Here is a 16,688-nt window from a genome sequence, read left to right as displayed (position 1 = left end):
TCGCTCCTACTTTAGGCTATTTAGATAAGCAATCAGTGCTACGATCTGGCGAATTTCACCTTTTGCAAAAGCACTTTTTACCTGCTCATCTTTCATATTTTCAACGATAGCTGCAGCCTCAGCCTTGACATTAGCATTTGTCTGCTCTAGCGTGCCAAGAGCTGGCATATCTTTTTCATCATAAGGCGTGTTAAAGACCTTTTTAACCGTTAGCGCTTCAGCGTAAGCAGTCTCTATGTCAGCATTTTTCTTAAATAAAAATGGATATGCTGGCATGATCGAGCCTGGCACTACTGAGGCTGGATTTAGCATGTGATTTTCATGCCAGTCAGTCGTTCTATAGTTGCCCACACGCATAAGATCAGGTCCCGTTCTTTTTGAGCCCCAAAGGTGCGGACGATCATAAGCAAATTCGCCACTTAGTGAATACATGCCGTATCTATCAGTCTCGGCCTTAAACGGACGGATCATTTGTGAGTGGCAAGTGTTGCAGCCATTTTGCATATAGATGTTTTTGCCAGCTAGCTCTAAAACGGTGTAAGGCTTTGTGCCCTCAAGCGGCCTAGCTCTGTTTGCAAAGTCTGGCAAAATTTCAACTATACCAGCGTAAGCGATGACTATAAAGACGCAAACTGCAAAAAAGAATGGATTTTTTTCTAACCAAGCAAACATCACATCACCTCCGCGCTAGCTTTTGCCCCGCCGCCCATTGGCGAAGCGCTTTTTGGCTCTGCTAAGATAGCTTTAGCAGAAGTTGATTTGTAGATATTATAAGCAAACATCAAGAAGCCAACTAGATAAAGAAGTCCGCCAATAGCCCTTATATAGTAGTATGGGATAAGCACAACTACCGTATCTATAAACGAGTAGAGTAAATTTCCATAGCTATCAGTCGCTCTCCACATCATACCTTGTGTGATACCAGCGATCCACATAGATGCAAAGTATAAAACGATACCTGTTGTTTGTATCCAAAACTGAGCTTCCATTAGCGACTTTGAGTAAATTTCACGCTTAAACACGCGCGGTGTCATGTGATAAAGTGCTGCCATGATCATAAAGCCAACCCATCCAAGAGCGCCGTCGTGAACGTGTCCTGGTACCCAGTCAGTAAAGTGCGCTAGGGCATTTACAGACTTTATAGAAAGTATCGGGCCTTCAAGTGTCGAGAACATATAAAATGTCGAAGCTAGAACCATAAATTTAATAAGCGGACTCTCTCTAAGCTGCGCCCACTCGCCCTTCATCGTAAGAAGGATGTTTATCGCTGAACCCCATGAAGGCAGGATTAAAACGATAGAAAAGACCGAACCCATAGTCTGCATCCAATCAGGCGTAGCAGAGTATATGAGGTGGTGTCCGCCAGCCCAAAGGTAGATGAACATCAGACCCCAAAATGAAAATAGCGATAGTTTATATGAAAATATCGGCTGACCGCTCTCTTTTGGTAAGAAATAATAAATTTGAGCGATGATCGCCACTGTAAAAACGAATGCAACCGCGTTGTGGCCGTACCACCACTGAACCAAAGCATCGTTTGAACCAGCGTACATAGATACAGAGTGCAGCCATGAGCCATATCCGCTAACAAGTCTTGTTGGAACTTCCATGTTGTTAAATAGATATAGCATCGCAACGCCAAGAAATGTAGCGATGTAGTACCAAACTGAGATGTAAAGTGTCTTTTCGCGGCGGATACCGATGAGGCCAAATATACTAACGCCCCAAAGTACCCAAACAACAACCACTGCGATATCTAGTGGCCACTCAAGCTCAGCGTACTCCTTAGCTGTGCTCTCGCCCATAAAAAGCGTAACAACAGCCAAAATCATAACAAGCATATATAGCCAAAAGTGAAGCTTGCCGATAAACATCAAAAATGGCGACTCGCTCATCGAGACCTTTAAAACACGCTGTCCGATGTAGTACCAAGTGGCAAAGATGCCTGAGAGCATGAAGCCAAAAATGATGCCATTAGTATGAAGAGGACGCAACCTCCCAAACGCCGAATATTCGCCAGCTATGTAGTTAAGCTCTGGACAGGCCATTTGAAAAGCTATAACTACGCCAACAACCATACCTATGATACCAAAGAGTATCGTGGCAAACATGAATAGCTTTGCTACACTATAATCATAGTGCAGTAGCTGAGATGGTCGCATAAAATATCCTCCTAGTTAAATTTATATTAATGATTCGTTATTTTAGAGTATAAGGACTATAAAAAAACTTAATTAACATAAATTCTCATTAACTAAGAAAGTCTTCTATCTATTTTGTAACCAAGTCCTGGGACATTTTTTATAAAATTGTTGCCAACTTTATCTCTAACGCGCTTAACAAAGGTTCTAATAGCTGCTTCTGTAACGCTCTCGCCAACCCAAACGACGCTTTTGATCTCATCATGAAGCACGAGCGTACCAAGTCTTTTTATCAAAAGTGAGATAAATGCGAGCTCTTTTTTAGTAAGTGAAATTTCAACACCGTCTCTGATAAGTACGCGCTTAATTTTGTTAAAGCTATATCCGTTTGCAACTTGGATGATGTTTGCAGTTTCTATCTTGCTTTTTGCGACATTTTCTATCGTTTTTAAAAGATCATCTGCCATGATAGGTTTTATAAGATACTTATCAACGCCAACATCGATAGCCTTTAATAAAGTCTCTTTTTCGCTATGCGCACTTAGGACGATGACAGGTGTGTCTTTAGAAATTTCTTTGATATATCTTGTCATATCAAGTCCATCACTAATTGGCATAAATACATCTGTAATTACCATATTCGGGTTGTATTTTTTAAATTTTTTCAAACCTTCATCACCATTTTGAGCAGTAAAAACTTTTTCAAAATTGTCACTTAGCACATCGTGCATGATCTTTTTGCTGTCGCTATCGTCTTCGACAAGCAAAACCGTTAGGTTCTTTAAAATTTTATTCATCTATCTCTCCTTTGTGTGGTAACTTTATTAAAAAACAGGCTCCATTATCGCTGTTGCCCGCTGTTATTTCTGCATTAAATTGATCGATTATTTGCTTTGACATATAAAGTCCTAAGCCAGTGCCTTTGGCATCTTCTTTGGTAGTAAAATATGGCTTAAATATCTCATCTATCACATTTTTATCTATGCCACCACCGTTATCTTCTACGCTTAGGTAAGCAAATTTTTCATCGCTATCAATCTTTATTTTTATATTTTTATCTTCTATCTTTTGTAAATTTAGTGCGTCTTTTGCGTTATTTAGTAAATTTATGATGACTTGCATGAGCCTGTTTTTATGACCATAAATTTTTGAGTCCTCTAGCACCTCAAGCTCTATATGAATGCCCTCTTTTTTCATCACGCCTTTTACGATCTGTATCGATGCTCTAGCTGCGTCTGCTAGGCTAAATTCTTGAGAAAGAGTGTTTGGATTTAAAAACGAGCTAAACTCATCAGTAGTTTCTGACATATACTTTATGATCTGCATAGCCCTCTCATAAGAGCCGATAAATTCGTCATCTTCGCTGCGTGCTAGCTTTTTCATCTTATATAAAACTAAGCTTAGCTCATTTAGCGGCTGCTTCCACTGATGAGTTATATTTGCCATCATCTCGCCCATCATCGCAAGCTTAGCAATCCTCATGCCATCGCTACTTGATAGAAAATTTTCATCCAAATTTAAACTAGGCATTTGCTCTATATCCTAAAAATGATAGATAAAGTCCGTTTAAGATCATTATGCAAGCTGAGAGCTTAAACATGATCTCTTTAAATTTCTCTCTTAGTAAGCCAAAAACAAAGCTAGCTAGCAACATCGCTGGTAAGGTGCAAAGCCCGAAGATAAGCATTATCAGGGATGCGTCAGCCATATTTGCGCTTAAAACTCCAAGCGCTAAGAAATAATAGACCACGCCGCAAGGCAAAAGCCCATTTAAAAAGCCAAGTAGCAAGAAATTTGCCAAATTTCTCTTTTGCACGCTTGTTTTTGCCATTTTTACTATAAATTTAAGTGCTTTTTCGCTCTCTACAAATTTTAAAAGCTCGCCCCTAAAAAGCAGTGCGATGCCAATAAATGCGATCACTAGGCCAACTATGAAAAATATCACGCCTCTTGCTTGCACACCAAAACTAATGGCTGCTCCAAAAGCACCAAACAAAGCTCCCAAAGCCACATAAGCAAAAATTCTAGCTAGGTTATAAAGCGCGCTTAGCATTAAAATTTCACTCTTGCTTTTACCTTTAAAAAATAGAGCTTGCAGGCTCAAAAACCCGCTACACATGCCAATGCAATGACTAAAGCTGCTCAAAAGCGCAACTGAGATAATCATGTAAAGGCTTATGTTTTGCATATTATAAAATTTCTAAAAACTGCTTAAATATATATTTGCTCTCGTTAGGGCCGCTGCTTGCTTCTGGGTGATGTTGCACCGAGAAGATCGGATAGTCCTTGTATCTTACACCCTCGATCGTGTTGTCAAACAAATTTCTATGTGTCACAACCGCTACTTCAGCGATGCTCTCTGGTACGTTGTAGTTGTGATTTTGCGTTGTTATCTCGATAGCTTTTGTCTCTAAATTTAAGACTGGATGGTTTGCTCCATGCTGACCAAATTTAAGTTTATATGTCTCGTATCCAAAGGCATTTGAAAGCAGCTGATGTCCAAGGCAGATGCCAAATATAGGGATCCTAGCCTCTATCATCTTTTTGATCTCAGCGATTTCAGCCTTTAAATTCTTTGGCTCGCCTGGACCATTTGATAAAAATACCCCGTTTATCTCGCCATTTTTAAATTTATCTATCAAAACCTCAGCCTTCGTATCGTGTGGTACGACGATGACCTCAAGGCCAGTTTCGCATAGCTCATTTAGGATATTTCTCTTTACGCCAAAGTCAAAAACAGCTATCTTTTTGCCGATACTATTTAGCGGCTTATATGACTTTAAATTTCTATCCCAAGCGCCTTTTTTGTGCTCATATTCATCCATAGCGCTGACTGTTTTTACGTAGTTTATGTTTTCTATGCGTCCGCTGCTTTCAAGCCTGCGTTTTAGCTCGTCTTTGTCACTTATCTGCGTTGAGATATAGGCCATTAAAGCGCCTTCATCACGTAGCATCTTTGTTAAATATCTAGTATCAACGTCGTAAACGCCAAATTTGCCCTGCTCTTCGAAAAATTTACCCAAAGATTTTTGCGAGCGGTAGTTTGACGGGGTTTCGTTGTAGCTTCTCATTATGACGCCACTTGCGTGAATTCTAAGGCTCTCCATATCATCTTCATTTATGCCAACGATGCCGATCTCTGGCATAGTAAAGACGATAAACTGACCAGCATAGCTTGGATCGCTCATGATCTCTTCATAGCCAGTCATAGAGGTATTAAAAACGAGCTCGCCTGCGCACTCGCCGTGAGCACCAAAGGCTTTTGCCTCTAAAAAAACGCCGTTTTCAATGTAAATATAAGCTTTCATTAAAGCATTCCTCTTTTTTTAAGCTCATCTTGATACAAACGCTCGAAAATCAGGTCGTATTCATCAGTTCCAGGGATAAGTTTGCGTTTGTAGTTTTGCATCATCTCATAGACGCTATCTTCTATCTTCTCATAGCTTTTTAGATACTCATCTATCGAGCTATAAATGACATTTTTCACGCGGTTTTCTGATACGTTATACTCGACCAAATCGCTCTTCCAGATAGCTTCAAGTATCTTGTGAGCGACATTGCTAAATCTATCTTCATGAGTTAAAATGACGTCAAATTCGCCAGCAAGTTTCTTTTTAACGAGCCAAAACATATTTTTGCGGTCGATTTGCATAGTTTGCATCTCGTCCTCGTTTTTCTCTAAAAGCTCATTTACTCGCTCATCTAGCGCTCTTTCTTTTTGAACATCAGTAGTTAAAATTTCACTTGCTTTTGCTACGATGGGCTCGATACCTTTATTTAGCTTTACAAAACCACAGTTTAAAAGATCTATTGCTATTTTATGTGAGACATAAGGTACGTGTGGAAGTTTTATACGCATTTTAAACCTTTAAATTTTTATGCCATTGTAACTAAATAAAGGTAAAACTTTACTTTGAAATTTTAACGACTTTATCATTGTCACTTCTTAGAAAATAAATTTCTCTTCGTCCGTCATAAAGGACTTTGCCACTTGTTTTTTGATCACTTTGTAAATTTGAAGATAGATCCATCTCAAGTGGCTTACTCATGAAATAAGCCTCGCCCAAGCTTCGTCCAAAATCAGGATACCAACTGAGTGCGCAAAGCACGAGCAAAAGCAGATAAAAGGCTCTAAAAATTTTCCTAAATGGCGCGTAAAAGAAACAATATCCAAATATAAAAAACACAGGTAAAAGCCACAAAAAAGGCACATTATCCACAAAAATCACATTAAAATACTCGTTTATGCCATAAAATGAAAAGTAGTTATTGTAAATTCCAACAAATAGCGTAAAAATAGGAGCGAGAACAAATATAATGCCAGTAAAAAATGCATTGAAAATTTTCATAAGCTCTCCTTTTTCGTGGGATTATATTAAATTTTAGCTTTATTATTGCTCTAAATTTATTAACTAAGATATTTTAAACTCTAAAATGTCACATTTTTTCAAATAAAATAGAGTTAAAACGATAAATTTTAAATTAGTGTGACATTTTTTAGATAAAAAATAAGAGATTTTTTTGAAACTTTTAAGGTAAAAAAGAGAAATTTAAAATTTAGCCTTTGCCATAAAAGCAAAGACTAAAAGGGAGTTTTTAAGCTTTTTTCTTCATATCAAATTTATTAGCCATGAAGCCAACAAGACCAACAAAGAAAAGACCACCGCAGATGTTACCAAGTGTAACTGGAAGCAAGTTTTTGCTTAAGAAATTTGTCCAGTTGATGACATCTAGTTTATCAGCTGTAGTGTGAAGTAAAGCTGCTGCAGCGTTGATATCGCCACCGCTTGCTGCTATATAGTGGGCTTTAGAGATGATAGCTTCAGTGATGATGAACATATTTGCAACGCAGTGCTCCATTGAGCAAGCAACGAATGCGCCGATCATCCACATAATGGCAAAGAATTTACCAGATAGGTTGCTCTCGCTTGTCGCAGTCCAGATAGACATACAAACAAAGACGTTACAAAAGATACCACGAAGAAATAGCTCATGAAATGGTGCTGTGATCTTGCCAATAGCTGCTGGCACGAAGTGTTGCAAGATGTAGCCGTCATACTTTAGTGGCAAGCCAGAGTAGTAGTACATATAAGCGATCAATGCACCGCCAACGAAGTTAAATATCCAAACGATTACCCAGTAGCCTATGGTTTTGCCAAATGGTAATTTGCCATCATACGCACTAACACCACTTAAAATAGAGCTAGTAAATAGGTGACCGCCATAAAATACAACCATCATGAGGCCGCAGCTAAATGTGATACCACCGATGAAGTTTGAAAGACCGATAGACTGTTTTTCAGCCATACCAACTGTTGAGTGAGCCCAGAAAATATCACCCATTGCAATAGCAGCTCCAGCCATGATAGCAAGGAATATAATGCTTACAAGTGGCGTATGAGCTTTGTGCTCCATAGAACTTGAGACCGCTTGAGCGGTTTCTGCCGGATTTAACATCACGTCTCCTTTTTATTTGACCTTCTTTGATCTATAAGAAATAAAAGCAAAGAAGTAGTGCCAAAGATAGATATTTTAGCGTCAAAATTTAATGTTTAAAAATTAGTTTTACACTAAATTTCAAATCCAAAATGATCAATTTTATCTTTAGCAAACCCCAGATTAAATTTAGCTCTTACTAAATTTAACCAACTAAATTTTTATCAATCTCTACAATTCTTAAAAAGGCTTTTCTCGCACTTTTTTTAGCCTGCTCGCTTAGACCCTCTTCAAAATCAAGGACATTTTCAAGCAAGACACTAATGCCAAGAAAAAGCGTCTTTGGGCAAATTTTTCGCAAATAGCTTAAAAGCACTGGCGTTGGGAGGTTATGGGTTGAGTAGATGTAGTCTCTATCGTCACTTAGGTCAAAAAACTCTATCTTATCCTCATCAAAACCACTCATCGCATCGACTACTATCAAGATATCAGGTGCAAATTCTCTAATAGCTGAAAATTCATTCTCGGGCACATCTTGCCCAAAAAAGACCTTCCACTCTTTTAGCTCCTGCTCTACGATGCGGCCGACTTCATTGCCCACATCATCATCGCCACGCATAGGATTACCGATGCAAAGGATGGCCTTTTTCATCAAAAGTCCTTCCTAAGCACGATATAACCCTCTTTTAAATTTGCCAAAATTTCTTTAAGCTTACACTCACAAAGCTGTGGCAAGAGTCTAGCAATATGCTCAGCAAAAATTTCAACTTCAAAATACTTGCTTAAATTTCCGATCTTAAATTTCACATATTCGCCTGAGTTTTTGATCATCTCGTCAAATTCCTCATCGCTTAGCTCTAAGATCTTCTCGCTAAAATCAATCGTACCAACACCGTGTCCCACGCAAGTGGAGAAAATTTTTATCTCCTTTAGCTCGCGTGGAAGCTTCTCGTTGTCGTCCATATGCCTTTTTGTAAGCTTATAAACTTGAATCATCTTTTACTCCAAACCTCGCTATCAACATCGATCGCAAAATTTTTACCAGCTTTTGCGTATTTTAGATAGATGTCGTTATGCAAAAGTGCCATACACTCAGCATATCTAGGGTCATCTTCTTTTTTGATAGCTGCTACAACCGCTTCACGTGCAAGCTCTGGGTTGTGGATATCGCTTGAGGCTTTGATAGCGTCCATATATTTTTCAAATAGTGTTCTACCAAAGATATAGCTCATCAGCCTTTTACTTTCAGCTTGTAAGTCGCGTTCAAACAAGATATCACCCATTACTGACTTCTCAACTGGTGGAGGCGTAGTGCTGTCATTTTCATAGCTTTTTTTGTGCAATTTTTGATCGATGATACCAAGAGCCATACCAAGACCATAGATAACACTTGCTGGGTGTGGAGGACATCCTGGGATATAGACATCAACTGGGATTATCTTATCTATACCGCCCCAAACGCTGTAAGCATCGTGGAAAATTCCACCTGTGCTACCACAAGCGCCAAAAGCAACTACAATCTTAGGATCTGGAGCTGCCTCATAAGCACGAAGAAGTGGATAATACATCTGTCTTGTGACTGGTCCTGAGCAAAGCAAGATATCAGCATGTCTTGGGTTTGCTACAAGTTTAAAGCCAAAGCGCTCTGGATCCCACATCGGAGTGATAGCAGCGAAAATTTCGATCTCACAACCGTTGCAGCTTCCGCAGTCGATCCTATAAACGCTAAAGCTTCTTTTGATATTTTTTAAATGCTCTAGCTTTGCAGTTAGGTCATTTGCTGTTTTTATGTCCTCTGGGACTTGATATAGACTCATTTTATAGCCTCCTCAACGCCTTTTGTTAGCCTCTCAGCAGATTGGTTTTTCTTGCACTCTGGGCAGATAAAAAGGTACTCTTTTGCCTCTTCAAGTCTGCCTGGGAGTAAATTTGCTGTGCCAAGCTTTTCAAGAGTGAAATTTATAAGCCTTTTTGGTGTAAATGGCTTGCCGCAGCATTTGCAAGTTTGCATCTCAAGCTCGCCTCTTTGTATAAGAGCGCTCTTGTCAAATTTAACCGCAAGCTCAAAGCTATCGCTAAGTCTTACAGCTCCAGTTGGGCAAACCTCATCGCAGCGTCCGCAGAATATGCAGCGACCACAGTCAAACTGCCAAACAAGTCTTGTTTGCTCATCGTTCATCTTAAGCTCTATTGCGTTACTAGGGCAAGCGATACCGCAAGCTGCACAACCTATACAAAGATCGTATGTATAGTCTGGCTGACCGCGGAAATTCTCAGGCACAATATATGGCTCAAATGGATAGGCGTATGTCGCCTTTCCATATTTTTCTGTGATGTCAAATAACTTCATCATCTTAAATCCTTCTTACTAACCCCGCCATCTTGACAGAATTTTTTAAGGTCTTTTTCTGTTAAAATTTTACTTTTTTTAGTCCTTACATCAACCAAAGTAACACGCTCGGTGCATGAGTAGCAAGGGTCAAGTGAGCAAACGATAAGTGCAGCGTCACTTATGTTGTTTCCTCTAAATTGATACCTTAGGCTTGGCCAGTTGTTATATGTCGCAGCCCTACATCTCCAGCGATATACTTTTTGAGCGCTACCTTGCATGATCCAGTGGACGTTCTCACCACGTGGTGCTTCATCGTGACCAAGTGCGAAATTCTCAGGTTTGATCATAGTCACAGGATCGATCATGATCGGAGTTTGAGGCATCATCTCAAAGCATTGGCGGATGATGTGGATAGAGCTTTTTAGCTCTTTATATCTAACCATCTCACGAGCAAAAACGTCGCAACCATGTTCAACTGCTACTTCAAATTCTATCTGTTTGAAGAAGTCGTATGGGTGATCGTAGCGGTTATCACGTTTGAAGCCAGAGCCTCTCATATTTGGACCAACTGGGCTAAAGTCACGTGCTATTTGACGATCCAATATACCTACACCTTTCCAGCGTCCGATTTGGCGTTTATCTTCCAAAACTGCATCCCAAATTTCTGAAATTTGAATGTCAAGTTTGTTGATGATCTCTAAGCCTTTTTTGATCTCATGGTTTGTCATATCACGTCTTAAGCCGCCCATAACGACGTTGCCGTATGTTTTACGTCCGCCAGTTACAAGTTGAGCTAGCTCCATAGAGTACTCACGAACCCTAAAGATATGCATGAAAGCGTTGTAGTTACCAGTAACCTCACAAGCTAGACCTATATTTAAAAGGTGGCTGTGAAGACGCTCGATCTCAAGACAGATGACGCGTATAGCTTGAGCTCTTAGTGGGATTTCAAGCTTGATAGCTTTTTCTGCTGCTTCTATACACGCAATAGCGTGAGCATAACCACAAATTCCGCAAACACGCTCTGCAAGATAGCCCATTTGATCATAGTTCATTCTGTTTTCAGCTAGCTTCTCCATACCGCGGTGTTGATAGAACAAGCGATAATCAGCGTCGATTATCTCGTCGCCGTCACAGAAAAGTCTAAAGTGACCTGGCTCATCAGATGTAACGTGTAGTGGTCCAAGTGGCACATCAACTACTGCGTCGCCTGTTGGGAACAAAAACTCCGCATCAGGCTCATCTCTATGATCTACTGGATCAGGGCGGTAGCGGTAGTCCATAGCATCTTTTCTAAGTGGGTGAAGTCCGTCTGGCCAGTCATCACTTAAAACTAGACGTCTTTTATCAGGCAGACCCTCAGCTACTAGGCCAAACATATCATAAGCTTCTCTCTCATACCAAACACAAGCTGGCACAAGCGGAGTAACTGATGGGAATGTCGGATCGCTTCCTGGGATAAGAGTTTTAACTGTGATAAAGCACTTATCTTCAGCTGCAAAGTCATCCGCCTCAGTCATCTTGCTACCTTCCATTGAGATAGCATAGTAAAGCGCATAGCAGCCATTTATCTGACGCTCGTCGTTTGGTATCATAGTGCTTATAAAGCCACCGATATCATAATAAAGTGTCTTAACAGCTAGTGGAAGATCGTTTCTATCAACTAAAACTGTGATCTGATCGTCTGCTTGACGAGTTACTTCTAAAATTTTTACCTTTGTTTTTAGGATTTCAACAAATTTATCGCCTCTCATTTTAAAGCTCCCATCATTATATTAACACCGTTATTTACTAGCGTATAAAAGCTATCTACGTGCCATACGCCAAAGATTATGATAAGGGCACAGAGTGCTATAAGAGGCAAATTTTCAAACAAACTCATCTCTTTATTATGAACAACCACACCTTTTGGCTCGCCAAAGCTTGCCATGTTAAAGTGCGCAAAGTCAGCTATGAAAATAACTGCAAGTGCAATAGCAAATAGCGCAACTGCGATGTATTGACCACTTGTGATAGCTCCAACAAAGACGTTATATTCGCTAACAAATATAGCAAATGCTGGAACACCAACTAGTGAGCATACAGCTGCACCAAACATAATAGTTGTAATAGGTGCGATCTTAACCATGCCGCCCATCTTACTCATATCTTTGTGGCCGTAAATTCTTGCTATGTTACCTGTTGAGCAGAAAGCCAAAGCTTTTGTAAAGCTGTGAGCTAAGCAGTGGAATATCGCTGCAAATAGACCAAATTTACCGCCAACACCAAGTGCAAATGCGATAACACCCATGTGAACGATTGAGTGGTATGCAAACATTCTTTTTACGTTGTGTTGTCTTATTAGGAAAAATCCTGCTACAAAAAGTGTGATAGTTCCTGATACGATCATTACGCCTTCAACAAAGCTAAATCCAACTGCTTGAGCTGCGATAGCGTAGTATCTTAAAAGTGCAAGCATCGCACATTTTAAAAGTACACCTGATAGCAATGCTGAGATAGGTGCTGGACCTTCAGCGTGAACGTCTGGCAACCAAGTGTGAGTTGGAGCAAGACCAGCTTTTGTACCAAAACCAATTAGCGCAAACACAAAGATAAGTTTTGCTGCATCTGGATTTAGATTTTTAGCATTTTCCATTATGCTTGAAAACTGCATAGAAGCCTCGCCGTCTCCTAGTGTGCTATATGTAGCTGAGTATAGAAGAACGGTTGCATAAAGAGCAAATGCTAGACCGATTGAACAAAGAACGATGTATTTGTAACCACTCTCAGTTGATTTTTGATCTTTGTGGATAGCAACCAAAAACACAGAAGCTAGTGTTGTAGCCTCGATAGCTGCCCACATAAACGCAACGTTGTTGCAGATAACGCTTAAAGTCATTGTAAAGATAAATACATGGCTTAGTGCGTAGTATTTTTTAAGATCACTTAAGTGGATGTGTCCATCTTCAAGTTCCCATCTCATGTAATGGATAGAGTAGAAATTTACTATAAGTCCAGTTACGGCGATAAGCACCAAGAAAACACAGCCTAAGCTATCTAAGAATAAAAATTTATCAAAACTATAAAAAGTTCCGCCACTTAAAACTTTAAGAACATTGTTAAGTAAAGCCACTGATGTCGCAGCAGAAAACAAGACATGAAGTCCGCTAAGTACTGCATAGTTTTTAGGACTTAAAAACAAGATCAAAGCACCAAGGAGCGGTAAGATAAGTATTAAAGCTAAACTATCCATCTCTAACCCCTTAAATTTGAAGCTTTAGAAGTATCTAAGCTATCATAAGCTTTATAAAATCTAATCGCTAGAACGCTCATGATAATAACAGCAAATATCGCATCTGTTAAAATTCCAAGCTCAACTAGCTCATGTGAGTTGTAAGCCATTAGAGCAAGGCTTAGGTGGATACCGTTTTCAAACAAGCAGTAAGCTAGAATTTGTTTTATAAATGAGTTTCTTAGCATGAAGCCAAAAATTCCCATCATAAAGACTGTTCCAGCAGCGATTAACATAATCTCTTCTTTGATAAGAGAGAATTTTAAAAATATAGGGTGGATACTCATTGAAAGAGCTAGAGAAAATCCCATAGCAATAACAGGACTTACAAAAAATCCACCAACTGGCTCATCTTCGCTAACTACGCCAAGTTTTTTGATAAGCCAGAACAAAATTCCTGGCACGAAAAGAACTTTGGTAAAAAACGCAACGATCGCCCAAGTTTTTAGCTGCTCAGCGTTAAATTTCTCAGATAGCAAGAAAAATATACTAACTAAAAGTAGTGTCTCTATCGCATAAGCGATGATTGAGAGTTTTAAGCTTCTAAGACCAAAAACCGCAAGCGAAGTTACGATCATGCAAATGGCTAATATATCTAGTGTTTGCATCTCACGCTCCTACTACATAAAGTGTTAGTGCAACAAACGAGATAGCAAGTGCACCAAGAGCATTTTTGCGTAAAGATGAAGTCATTTTAAAGCGTGGTCCAAAGTTGTCTATAAATACAGCTGCGACGTAAAATACTCCAGTTTTTATCACAAAAACGATAATAGCTAAGAAAGGATTGCTAAAATTCCATGGCTCAAATATGCTTAGGAAAAGTCCGATCATAGCAAACTGTTTTAATATAAGTGATGCTTGAACTAAGCCAAGGTCGCTACCAGCATACTCACCAAGAACACCCTCTTGAAGCTCTTGTTCTGCTTCAGCTAAGTCAAATGGCTTTCTACCAGTCTCAACATACATACACCACAAAAATGCGATAGAAGCAACGGCAAAACTTGGAATTTGATATCCGATAACGCCAGTTCTTACCATCTCTTGGATCTCAACTAAATTTGATGTTTTAGCTGCAAGCATAACTACGATTAAGCACATAATCATAACTGGCTCAACATAAACACCAAGCATTTGCTCCCTGCCACCACCTGTTGCTGCAAATGGGTTGCCGCTATCCATTGAAGCTGCACCAAATACAAATCTAAGTAGCGCACCAAGATAGAGGATAACAAATATATCTGAGTAAGCTCCAAATACAGTGTCTTTGCTATAAGTGATAGGTATAGCAGCTAGCACTGCAGCTGAAGTTGCAAAAAGGAAAAATGGAGCCCATCTAAATACCCAGTGAGAGCACTCAGGGACGGTTCTTCCTCTTCTAAAAAGCTTTATAATGTCGCGATATGTTTGAAAGAAATCGCTACCTTGTTTTGATTGAAGTTTAGCTCTAAGTTTTCTTGCCATACCATCAAACAAAGGAGCTACCAAAACGATAACGACTACTTGAAATATCATTAAAAGTATAGTTTGCATTTTCGTCTCCTAAACTAAAAAGTAGCCCACAGCAAGTATGACACAAAGATATAGCAAGATATAAAGTGCATATACATTTGTATAACCACTTTGAACGATACCTAGCTTATCAGCAAATTTCACACACCATTTAATGACTGGCTCATAAAACATTCCCCACCAAATATCTTTTGGATGGTTGTGATACTCAACCGCGTCAAAATAATTTCTAGTAACTACTTTTTTATCAGCTCTAAATAGCCATTGCATAATTTTTCTAAGGTCGCCAGTGAATGGACCACCTGTCATTTGCATACGTGAGCTATATTTAAAGCCACAAGCCCAAGGATCAGTTTCGCGTGGTTTATCTCTGTTTGCTTTCATAACAGCAAGGATGATAAATGGCAAAATCATAGTTGCACATAGGACTAAAGCGATAAGTGGAGTTGAGATCATGCTGCCCATAGGTGAAGTTACATTTATAGCACCAAGGCTAGCTTTATAGTCGCTTATAGTGATAGAATTTACAGCTTGCATGATGTAATCAACTATGTAGTTTGCGCCAAGACCAAAGCCAACGCAGCCTATCATTAAGATGATCATACCAAGAACCATACCTATCGGACTCTCTTTAGCATTTTCCCAAATTTTTTGATCTCTTGGAGTACCTGCAAAGATAACAGCGTAAAGTTTAAGGTGCATACCAACCAAAACGCCTGTTAGCGCAAGAGCTACGACGCCAAGTGTAAATGCATATCTAACCAATGTTCCTTCTCCCATCGCACCTTGAAGCATACCTTGATATGTAAACCACTCTGAAACAAAGCCATTTACTGGAGGTAAAGCTGCGATACCCATGATACCTATAAACATACCAAGGCTTGTCCATGGCATTTTTTTAGCAAGACCACCAAGGATGTCCATATTTTGTGTATGAGTAGCGTGGATAACTGAACCAGCGCAAAGGAAAAGCAGACCTTTAAATATAGCGTGATTGACTACGTGGTAGCAACCTGCTAGAAAACCTACTGCTGCAAGTGTTAAATTTCCAGCTGCAACGCCGTAGATACCAGTACCAAGACCTAGCAAGATGATGCCTATGTTCTCAACTGAGTGGTAAGCAAGCAAAGCCTTAAAGTCGTGTTGGCAAAGAGCGTATAAAACACCAAATAGTGAGCTAGCTGCACCAAGAGCGAGTATTGTAAGACCAAAGTATGTGCTAAGTGGTAGATAAAGTGTAAATTTAACTAGAGTAAATAGAGCAACTTTAATCATAACGCCTGACATAAGGGCTGAAACATTTGATGGTGCTGCTGGGTGAGCTTGTGGAAGCCAAACGTGGAATGGCCACATACCAGCTTTACTACCAAAGCCGACCAAGAATAGTATAAATACAGCAGCAGAAGCGCCAAATGGCATCTTAACACCCATAAATGCGCTAAATTCAAAGCTTCCTGCATAGTAAGCTGTGATAAGCAATCCACAGGTTATACAAAATGCACCAATTTGTGCGATACCAAGATATACCATAACCGCTTTAAGTGTATTTTTACCGTCATTGACGATGATAAGAAATGATGATACAAGAGTCATAAGCTCCCATAAAACAACAAAGCAAAATACATTATCAGCGCTGATTACTAGAAGCATTGAAAGGATAAATGTGTTAAACAAACATGCAAACACACCAACATTTGCTTTTTTTATGTACTCTTCTGCATAGCTCATACCATAAACACTACTTGCAAATCCGATGAAAACAACGACAAAGCTGAAGAAATTTCCAAGTGGATTTAGCGCAAATTTTGGCGAATACAAAAAGCCATCCATAAGAGCAAAGCTATCACTTACTCCCATATTTGCAACGAAGTGACACATCGCATAAAAGCAGCTTATAGCACTTAGTCCAAAACCAACTTTAACAGCGGCTTTTGGAGCGCAGTAGAGCAAGATACTAACGACGGCACTTACAAGAAATAGCATATAAACCGTAGTCATC

The 16,688-nt window shown here is 39.5% G+C and carries 18 protein-coding genes; all 18 read right to left on the bottom strand.

The features are described 5' to 3' along the window. Window positions 1-6: 6 nt before the first annotated feature. Window positions 7-672, bottom strand: coding sequence for a cytochrome-c oxidase, cbb3-type subunit II (gene ccoO / locus CCS77_RS01390; protein ID WP_021086480.1), 666 nt, complete (start codon window positions 670-672; stop codon window positions 7-9). Then, window positions 672-2,162 (bottom strand): cytochrome-c oxidase, cbb3-type subunit I, encoded by a 1,491-nt coding sequence (gene ccoN, locus CCS77_RS01385; protein WP_009294848.1) that lies wholly within the window; start codon window positions 2,160-2,162, stop codon window positions 672-674. The genes ccoO and ccoN overlap by 1 nt, the downstream gene beginning before the upstream one ends. 92 nt (window positions 2,163-2,254) lie before the next feature. Next, the gene (locus tag CCS77_RS01380) at window positions 2,255-2,938 is read right to left on the bottom strand and encodes a response regulator transcription factor (protein ID WP_012001191.1); all 684 of its coding nucleotides are present in this window, start codon (window positions 2,936-2,938) and stop codon (window positions 2,255-2,257) included. Beyond that, window positions 2,931-3,671, bottom strand: coding sequence for a sensor histidine kinase (locus CCS77_RS01375; RefSeq protein WP_107916342.1), 741 nt, complete (start codon window positions 3,669-3,671; stop codon window positions 2,931-2,933). Before CCS77_RS01375 ends, CCS77_RS01380 begins: the two co-directional genes overlap by 8 nt. Next, window positions 3,664-4,308: a sulfite exporter TauE/SafE family protein gene (locus CCS77_RS01370; protein ID WP_107917279.1), complete on the bottom strand. Its 645-nt coding sequence runs from the start codon at window positions 4,306-4,308 to the stop codon at window positions 3,664-3,666. Before CCS77_RS01370 ends, CCS77_RS01375 begins: the two co-directional genes overlap by 8 nt. 22 nt (window positions 4,309-4,330) lie before the next feature. Next, window positions 4,331-5,449, bottom strand: coding sequence for a glutamine-hydrolyzing carbamoyl-phosphate synthase small subunit (gene carA, locus CCS77_RS01365; protein WP_107916341.1), 1,119 nt, complete (start codon window positions 5,447-5,449; stop codon window positions 4,331-4,333). After that, window positions 5,449-6,000 carry a DUF507 family protein gene (locus tag CCS77_RS01360; RefSeq protein WP_002939254.1) on the bottom strand — a complete coding sequence of 184 codons (552 nt, stop codon included), beginning with the start codon at window positions 5,998-6,000 and terminating at the stop codon, window positions 5,449-5,451. The genes carA and CCS77_RS01360 overlap by 1 nt, the downstream gene beginning before the upstream one ends. A 49-nt stretch (window positions 6,001-6,049) precedes the next feature. Continuing rightward, window positions 6,050-6,490 (bottom strand): isoleucyl-tRNA synthetase, encoded by a 441-nt coding sequence (locus CCS77_RS01355; protein ID WP_087582963.1) that lies wholly within the window; start codon window positions 6,488-6,490, stop codon window positions 6,050-6,052. Window positions 6,491-6,737: 247 nt separating this feature from the next. Beyond that, complete coding sequence (locus CCS77_RS01350; protein WP_002939234.1) at window positions 6,738-7,598, bottom strand: formate/nitrite transporter family protein; 861 nt, start codon at window positions 7,596-7,598, stop codon at window positions 6,738-6,740. 184 nt (window positions 7,599-7,782) lie between these two features. Further along, the gene (locus CCS77_RS01345) at window positions 7,783-8,229 is read right to left on the bottom strand and encodes a hydrogenase 3 maturation endopeptidase HyCI (protein ID WP_021085388.1); all 447 of its coding nucleotides are present in this window, start codon (window positions 8,227-8,229) and stop codon (window positions 7,783-7,785) included. Beyond that, on the bottom strand, window positions 8,229-8,573 hold the full coding sequence (locus tag CCS77_RS01340; protein WP_002939326.1) for a formate hydrogenlyase maturation HycH family protein: 345 nt from the start codon (window positions 8,571-8,573) through the stop codon (window positions 8,229-8,231). Before CCS77_RS01340 ends, CCS77_RS01345 begins: the two co-directional genes overlap by 1 nt. Beyond that, window positions 8,570-9,394 (bottom strand): NADH-quinone oxidoreductase subunit B family protein, encoded by an 825-nt coding sequence (locus CCS77_RS01335; protein ID WP_021084771.1) that lies wholly within the window; start codon window positions 9,392-9,394, stop codon window positions 8,570-8,572. Before CCS77_RS01335 ends, CCS77_RS01340 begins: the two co-directional genes overlap by 4 nt. Further along, window positions 9,391-9,930, bottom strand: a complete 540-nt coding sequence (locus tag CCS77_RS01330; protein WP_002939210.1) for a formate hydrogenlyase complex iron-sulfur subunit — start codon at window positions 9,928-9,930, stop codon at window positions 9,391-9,393. The genes CCS77_RS01335 and CCS77_RS01330 overlap by 4 nt, the downstream gene beginning before the upstream one ends. Then, window positions 9,927-11,663, bottom strand: coding sequence for an NADH-quinone oxidoreductase subunit C (locus CCS77_RS01325; protein ID WP_009294856.1), 1,737 nt, complete (start codon window positions 11,661-11,663; stop codon window positions 9,927-9,929). The genes CCS77_RS01330 and CCS77_RS01325 overlap by 4 nt, the downstream gene beginning before the upstream one ends. Then, window positions 11,660-13,141 (bottom strand): hydrogenase 4 subunit F, encoded by a 1,482-nt coding sequence (locus tag CCS77_RS01320; RefSeq protein WP_107916340.1) that lies wholly within the window; start codon window positions 13,139-13,141, stop codon window positions 11,660-11,662. The genes CCS77_RS01325 and CCS77_RS01320 overlap by 4 nt, the downstream gene beginning before the upstream one ends. Window positions 13,142-13,143: 2 nt before the next feature. Then, window positions 13,144-13,788: a hydrogenase 4 membrane subunit gene (hyfE, locus tag CCS77_RS01315; RefSeq protein ID WP_012001181.1), complete on the bottom strand. Its 645-nt coding sequence runs from the start codon at window positions 13,786-13,788 to the stop codon at window positions 13,144-13,146. A 1-nt stretch (window position 13,789) separates the two neighbouring features. Next, window positions 13,790-14,710, bottom strand: coding sequence for a respiratory chain complex I subunit 1 family protein (locus CCS77_RS01310; protein ID WP_002939300.1), 921 nt, complete (start codon window positions 14,708-14,710; stop codon window positions 13,790-13,792). Window positions 14,711-14,719: 9 nt separating this feature from the next. Further along, entirely contained in the window at window positions 14,720-16,687 is a 1,968-nt protein-coding gene (locus CCS77_RS01305; RefSeq protein WP_107916339.1) for a proton-conducting transporter membrane subunit, read from the bottom strand. Window position 16,688: the final 1 nt, after the last annotated feature.

It is taken from the genome of Campylobacter concisus, from assembly GCF_003048375.1.
In the GTDB taxonomy this organism is placed as follows: Bacteria; Campylobacterota; Campylobacteria; order Campylobacterales; family Campylobacteraceae; genus Campylobacter_A; species Campylobacter_A concisus_T.
The sequence above is the reverse complement of the archived record's forward strand: the minus strand, read 5'-3'. Positions and strand labels throughout refer to the sequence as shown.

Excerpts from the sequence above, each read along its gene's own strand:
- ccoO (WP_021086480.1), bottom strand. The coding sequence starts at position 672 with ATGTTTGCTTGGTTAGAAAAAAATCCATTCTTTTTTGCAGTTTGCGTC.
- ccoN (WP_009294848.1), bottom strand. The coding sequence starts at position 2,162 with ATGCGACCATCTCAGCTACTGCACTATGATTATAGTGTAGCAAAGCTA.
- CCS77_RS01380 (WP_012001191.1), bottom strand. The coding sequence starts at position 2,938 with ATGAATAAAATTTTAAAGAACCTAACGGTTTTGCTTGTCGAAGACGAT.
- CCS77_RS01375 (WP_107916342.1), bottom strand. The coding sequence starts at position 3,671 with ATGCCTAGTTTAAATTTGGATGAAAATTTTCTATCAAGTAGCGATGGC.
- CCS77_RS01370 (WP_107917279.1), bottom strand. The coding sequence starts at position 4,308 with ATGATTATCTCAGTTGCGCTTTTGAGCAGCTTTAGTCATTGCATTGGC.
- carA (WP_107916341.1), bottom strand. The coding sequence starts at position 5,449 with ATGAAAGCTTATATTTACATTGAAAACGGCGTTTTTTTAGAGGCAAAA.
- CCS77_RS01360 (WP_002939254.1), bottom strand. The coding sequence starts at position 6,000 with ATGCGTATAAAACTTCCACACGTACCTTATGTCTCACATAAAATAGCA.
- CCS77_RS01355 (WP_087582963.1), bottom strand. The coding sequence starts at position 6,490 with ATGAAAATTTTCAATGCATTTTTTACTGGCATTATATTTGTTCTCGCT.
- CCS77_RS01350 (WP_002939234.1), bottom strand. The coding sequence starts at position 7,598 with ATGTTAAATCCGGCAGAAACCGCTCAAGCGGTCTCAAGTTCTATGGAG.
- CCS77_RS01345 (WP_021085388.1), bottom strand. The coding sequence starts at position 8,229 with ATGAAAAAGGCCATCCTTTGCATCGGTAATCCTATGCGTGGCGATGAT.
- CCS77_RS01340 (WP_002939326.1), bottom strand. The coding sequence starts at position 8,573 with ATGATTCAAGTTTATAAGCTTACAAAAAGGCATATGGACGACAACGAG.
- CCS77_RS01335 (WP_021084771.1), bottom strand. The coding sequence starts at position 9,394 with ATGAGTCTATATCAAGTCCCAGAGGACATAAAAACAGCAAATGACCTA.
- CCS77_RS01330 (WP_002939210.1), bottom strand. The coding sequence starts at position 9,930 with ATGATGAAGTTATTTGACATCACAGAAAAATATGGAAAGGCGACATAC.
- CCS77_RS01325 (WP_009294856.1), bottom strand. The coding sequence starts at position 11,663 with ATGAGAGGCGATAAATTTGTTGAAATCCTAAAAACAAAGGTAAAAATT.
- CCS77_RS01320 (WP_107916340.1), bottom strand. The coding sequence starts at position 13,141 with ATGGATAGTTTAGCTTTAATACTTATCTTACCGCTCCTTGGTGCTTTG.
- hyfE (WP_012001181.1), bottom strand. The coding sequence starts at position 13,788 with ATGCAAACACTAGATATATTAGCCATTTGCATGATCGTAACTTCGCTT.
- CCS77_RS01310 (WP_002939300.1), bottom strand. The coding sequence starts at position 14,710 with ATGCAAACTATACTTTTAATGATATTTCAAGTAGTCGTTATCGTTTTG.
- CCS77_RS01305 (WP_107916339.1), bottom strand. The coding sequence starts at position 16,687 with ATGACTACGGTTTATATGCTATTTCTTGTAAGTGCCGTCGTTAGTATC.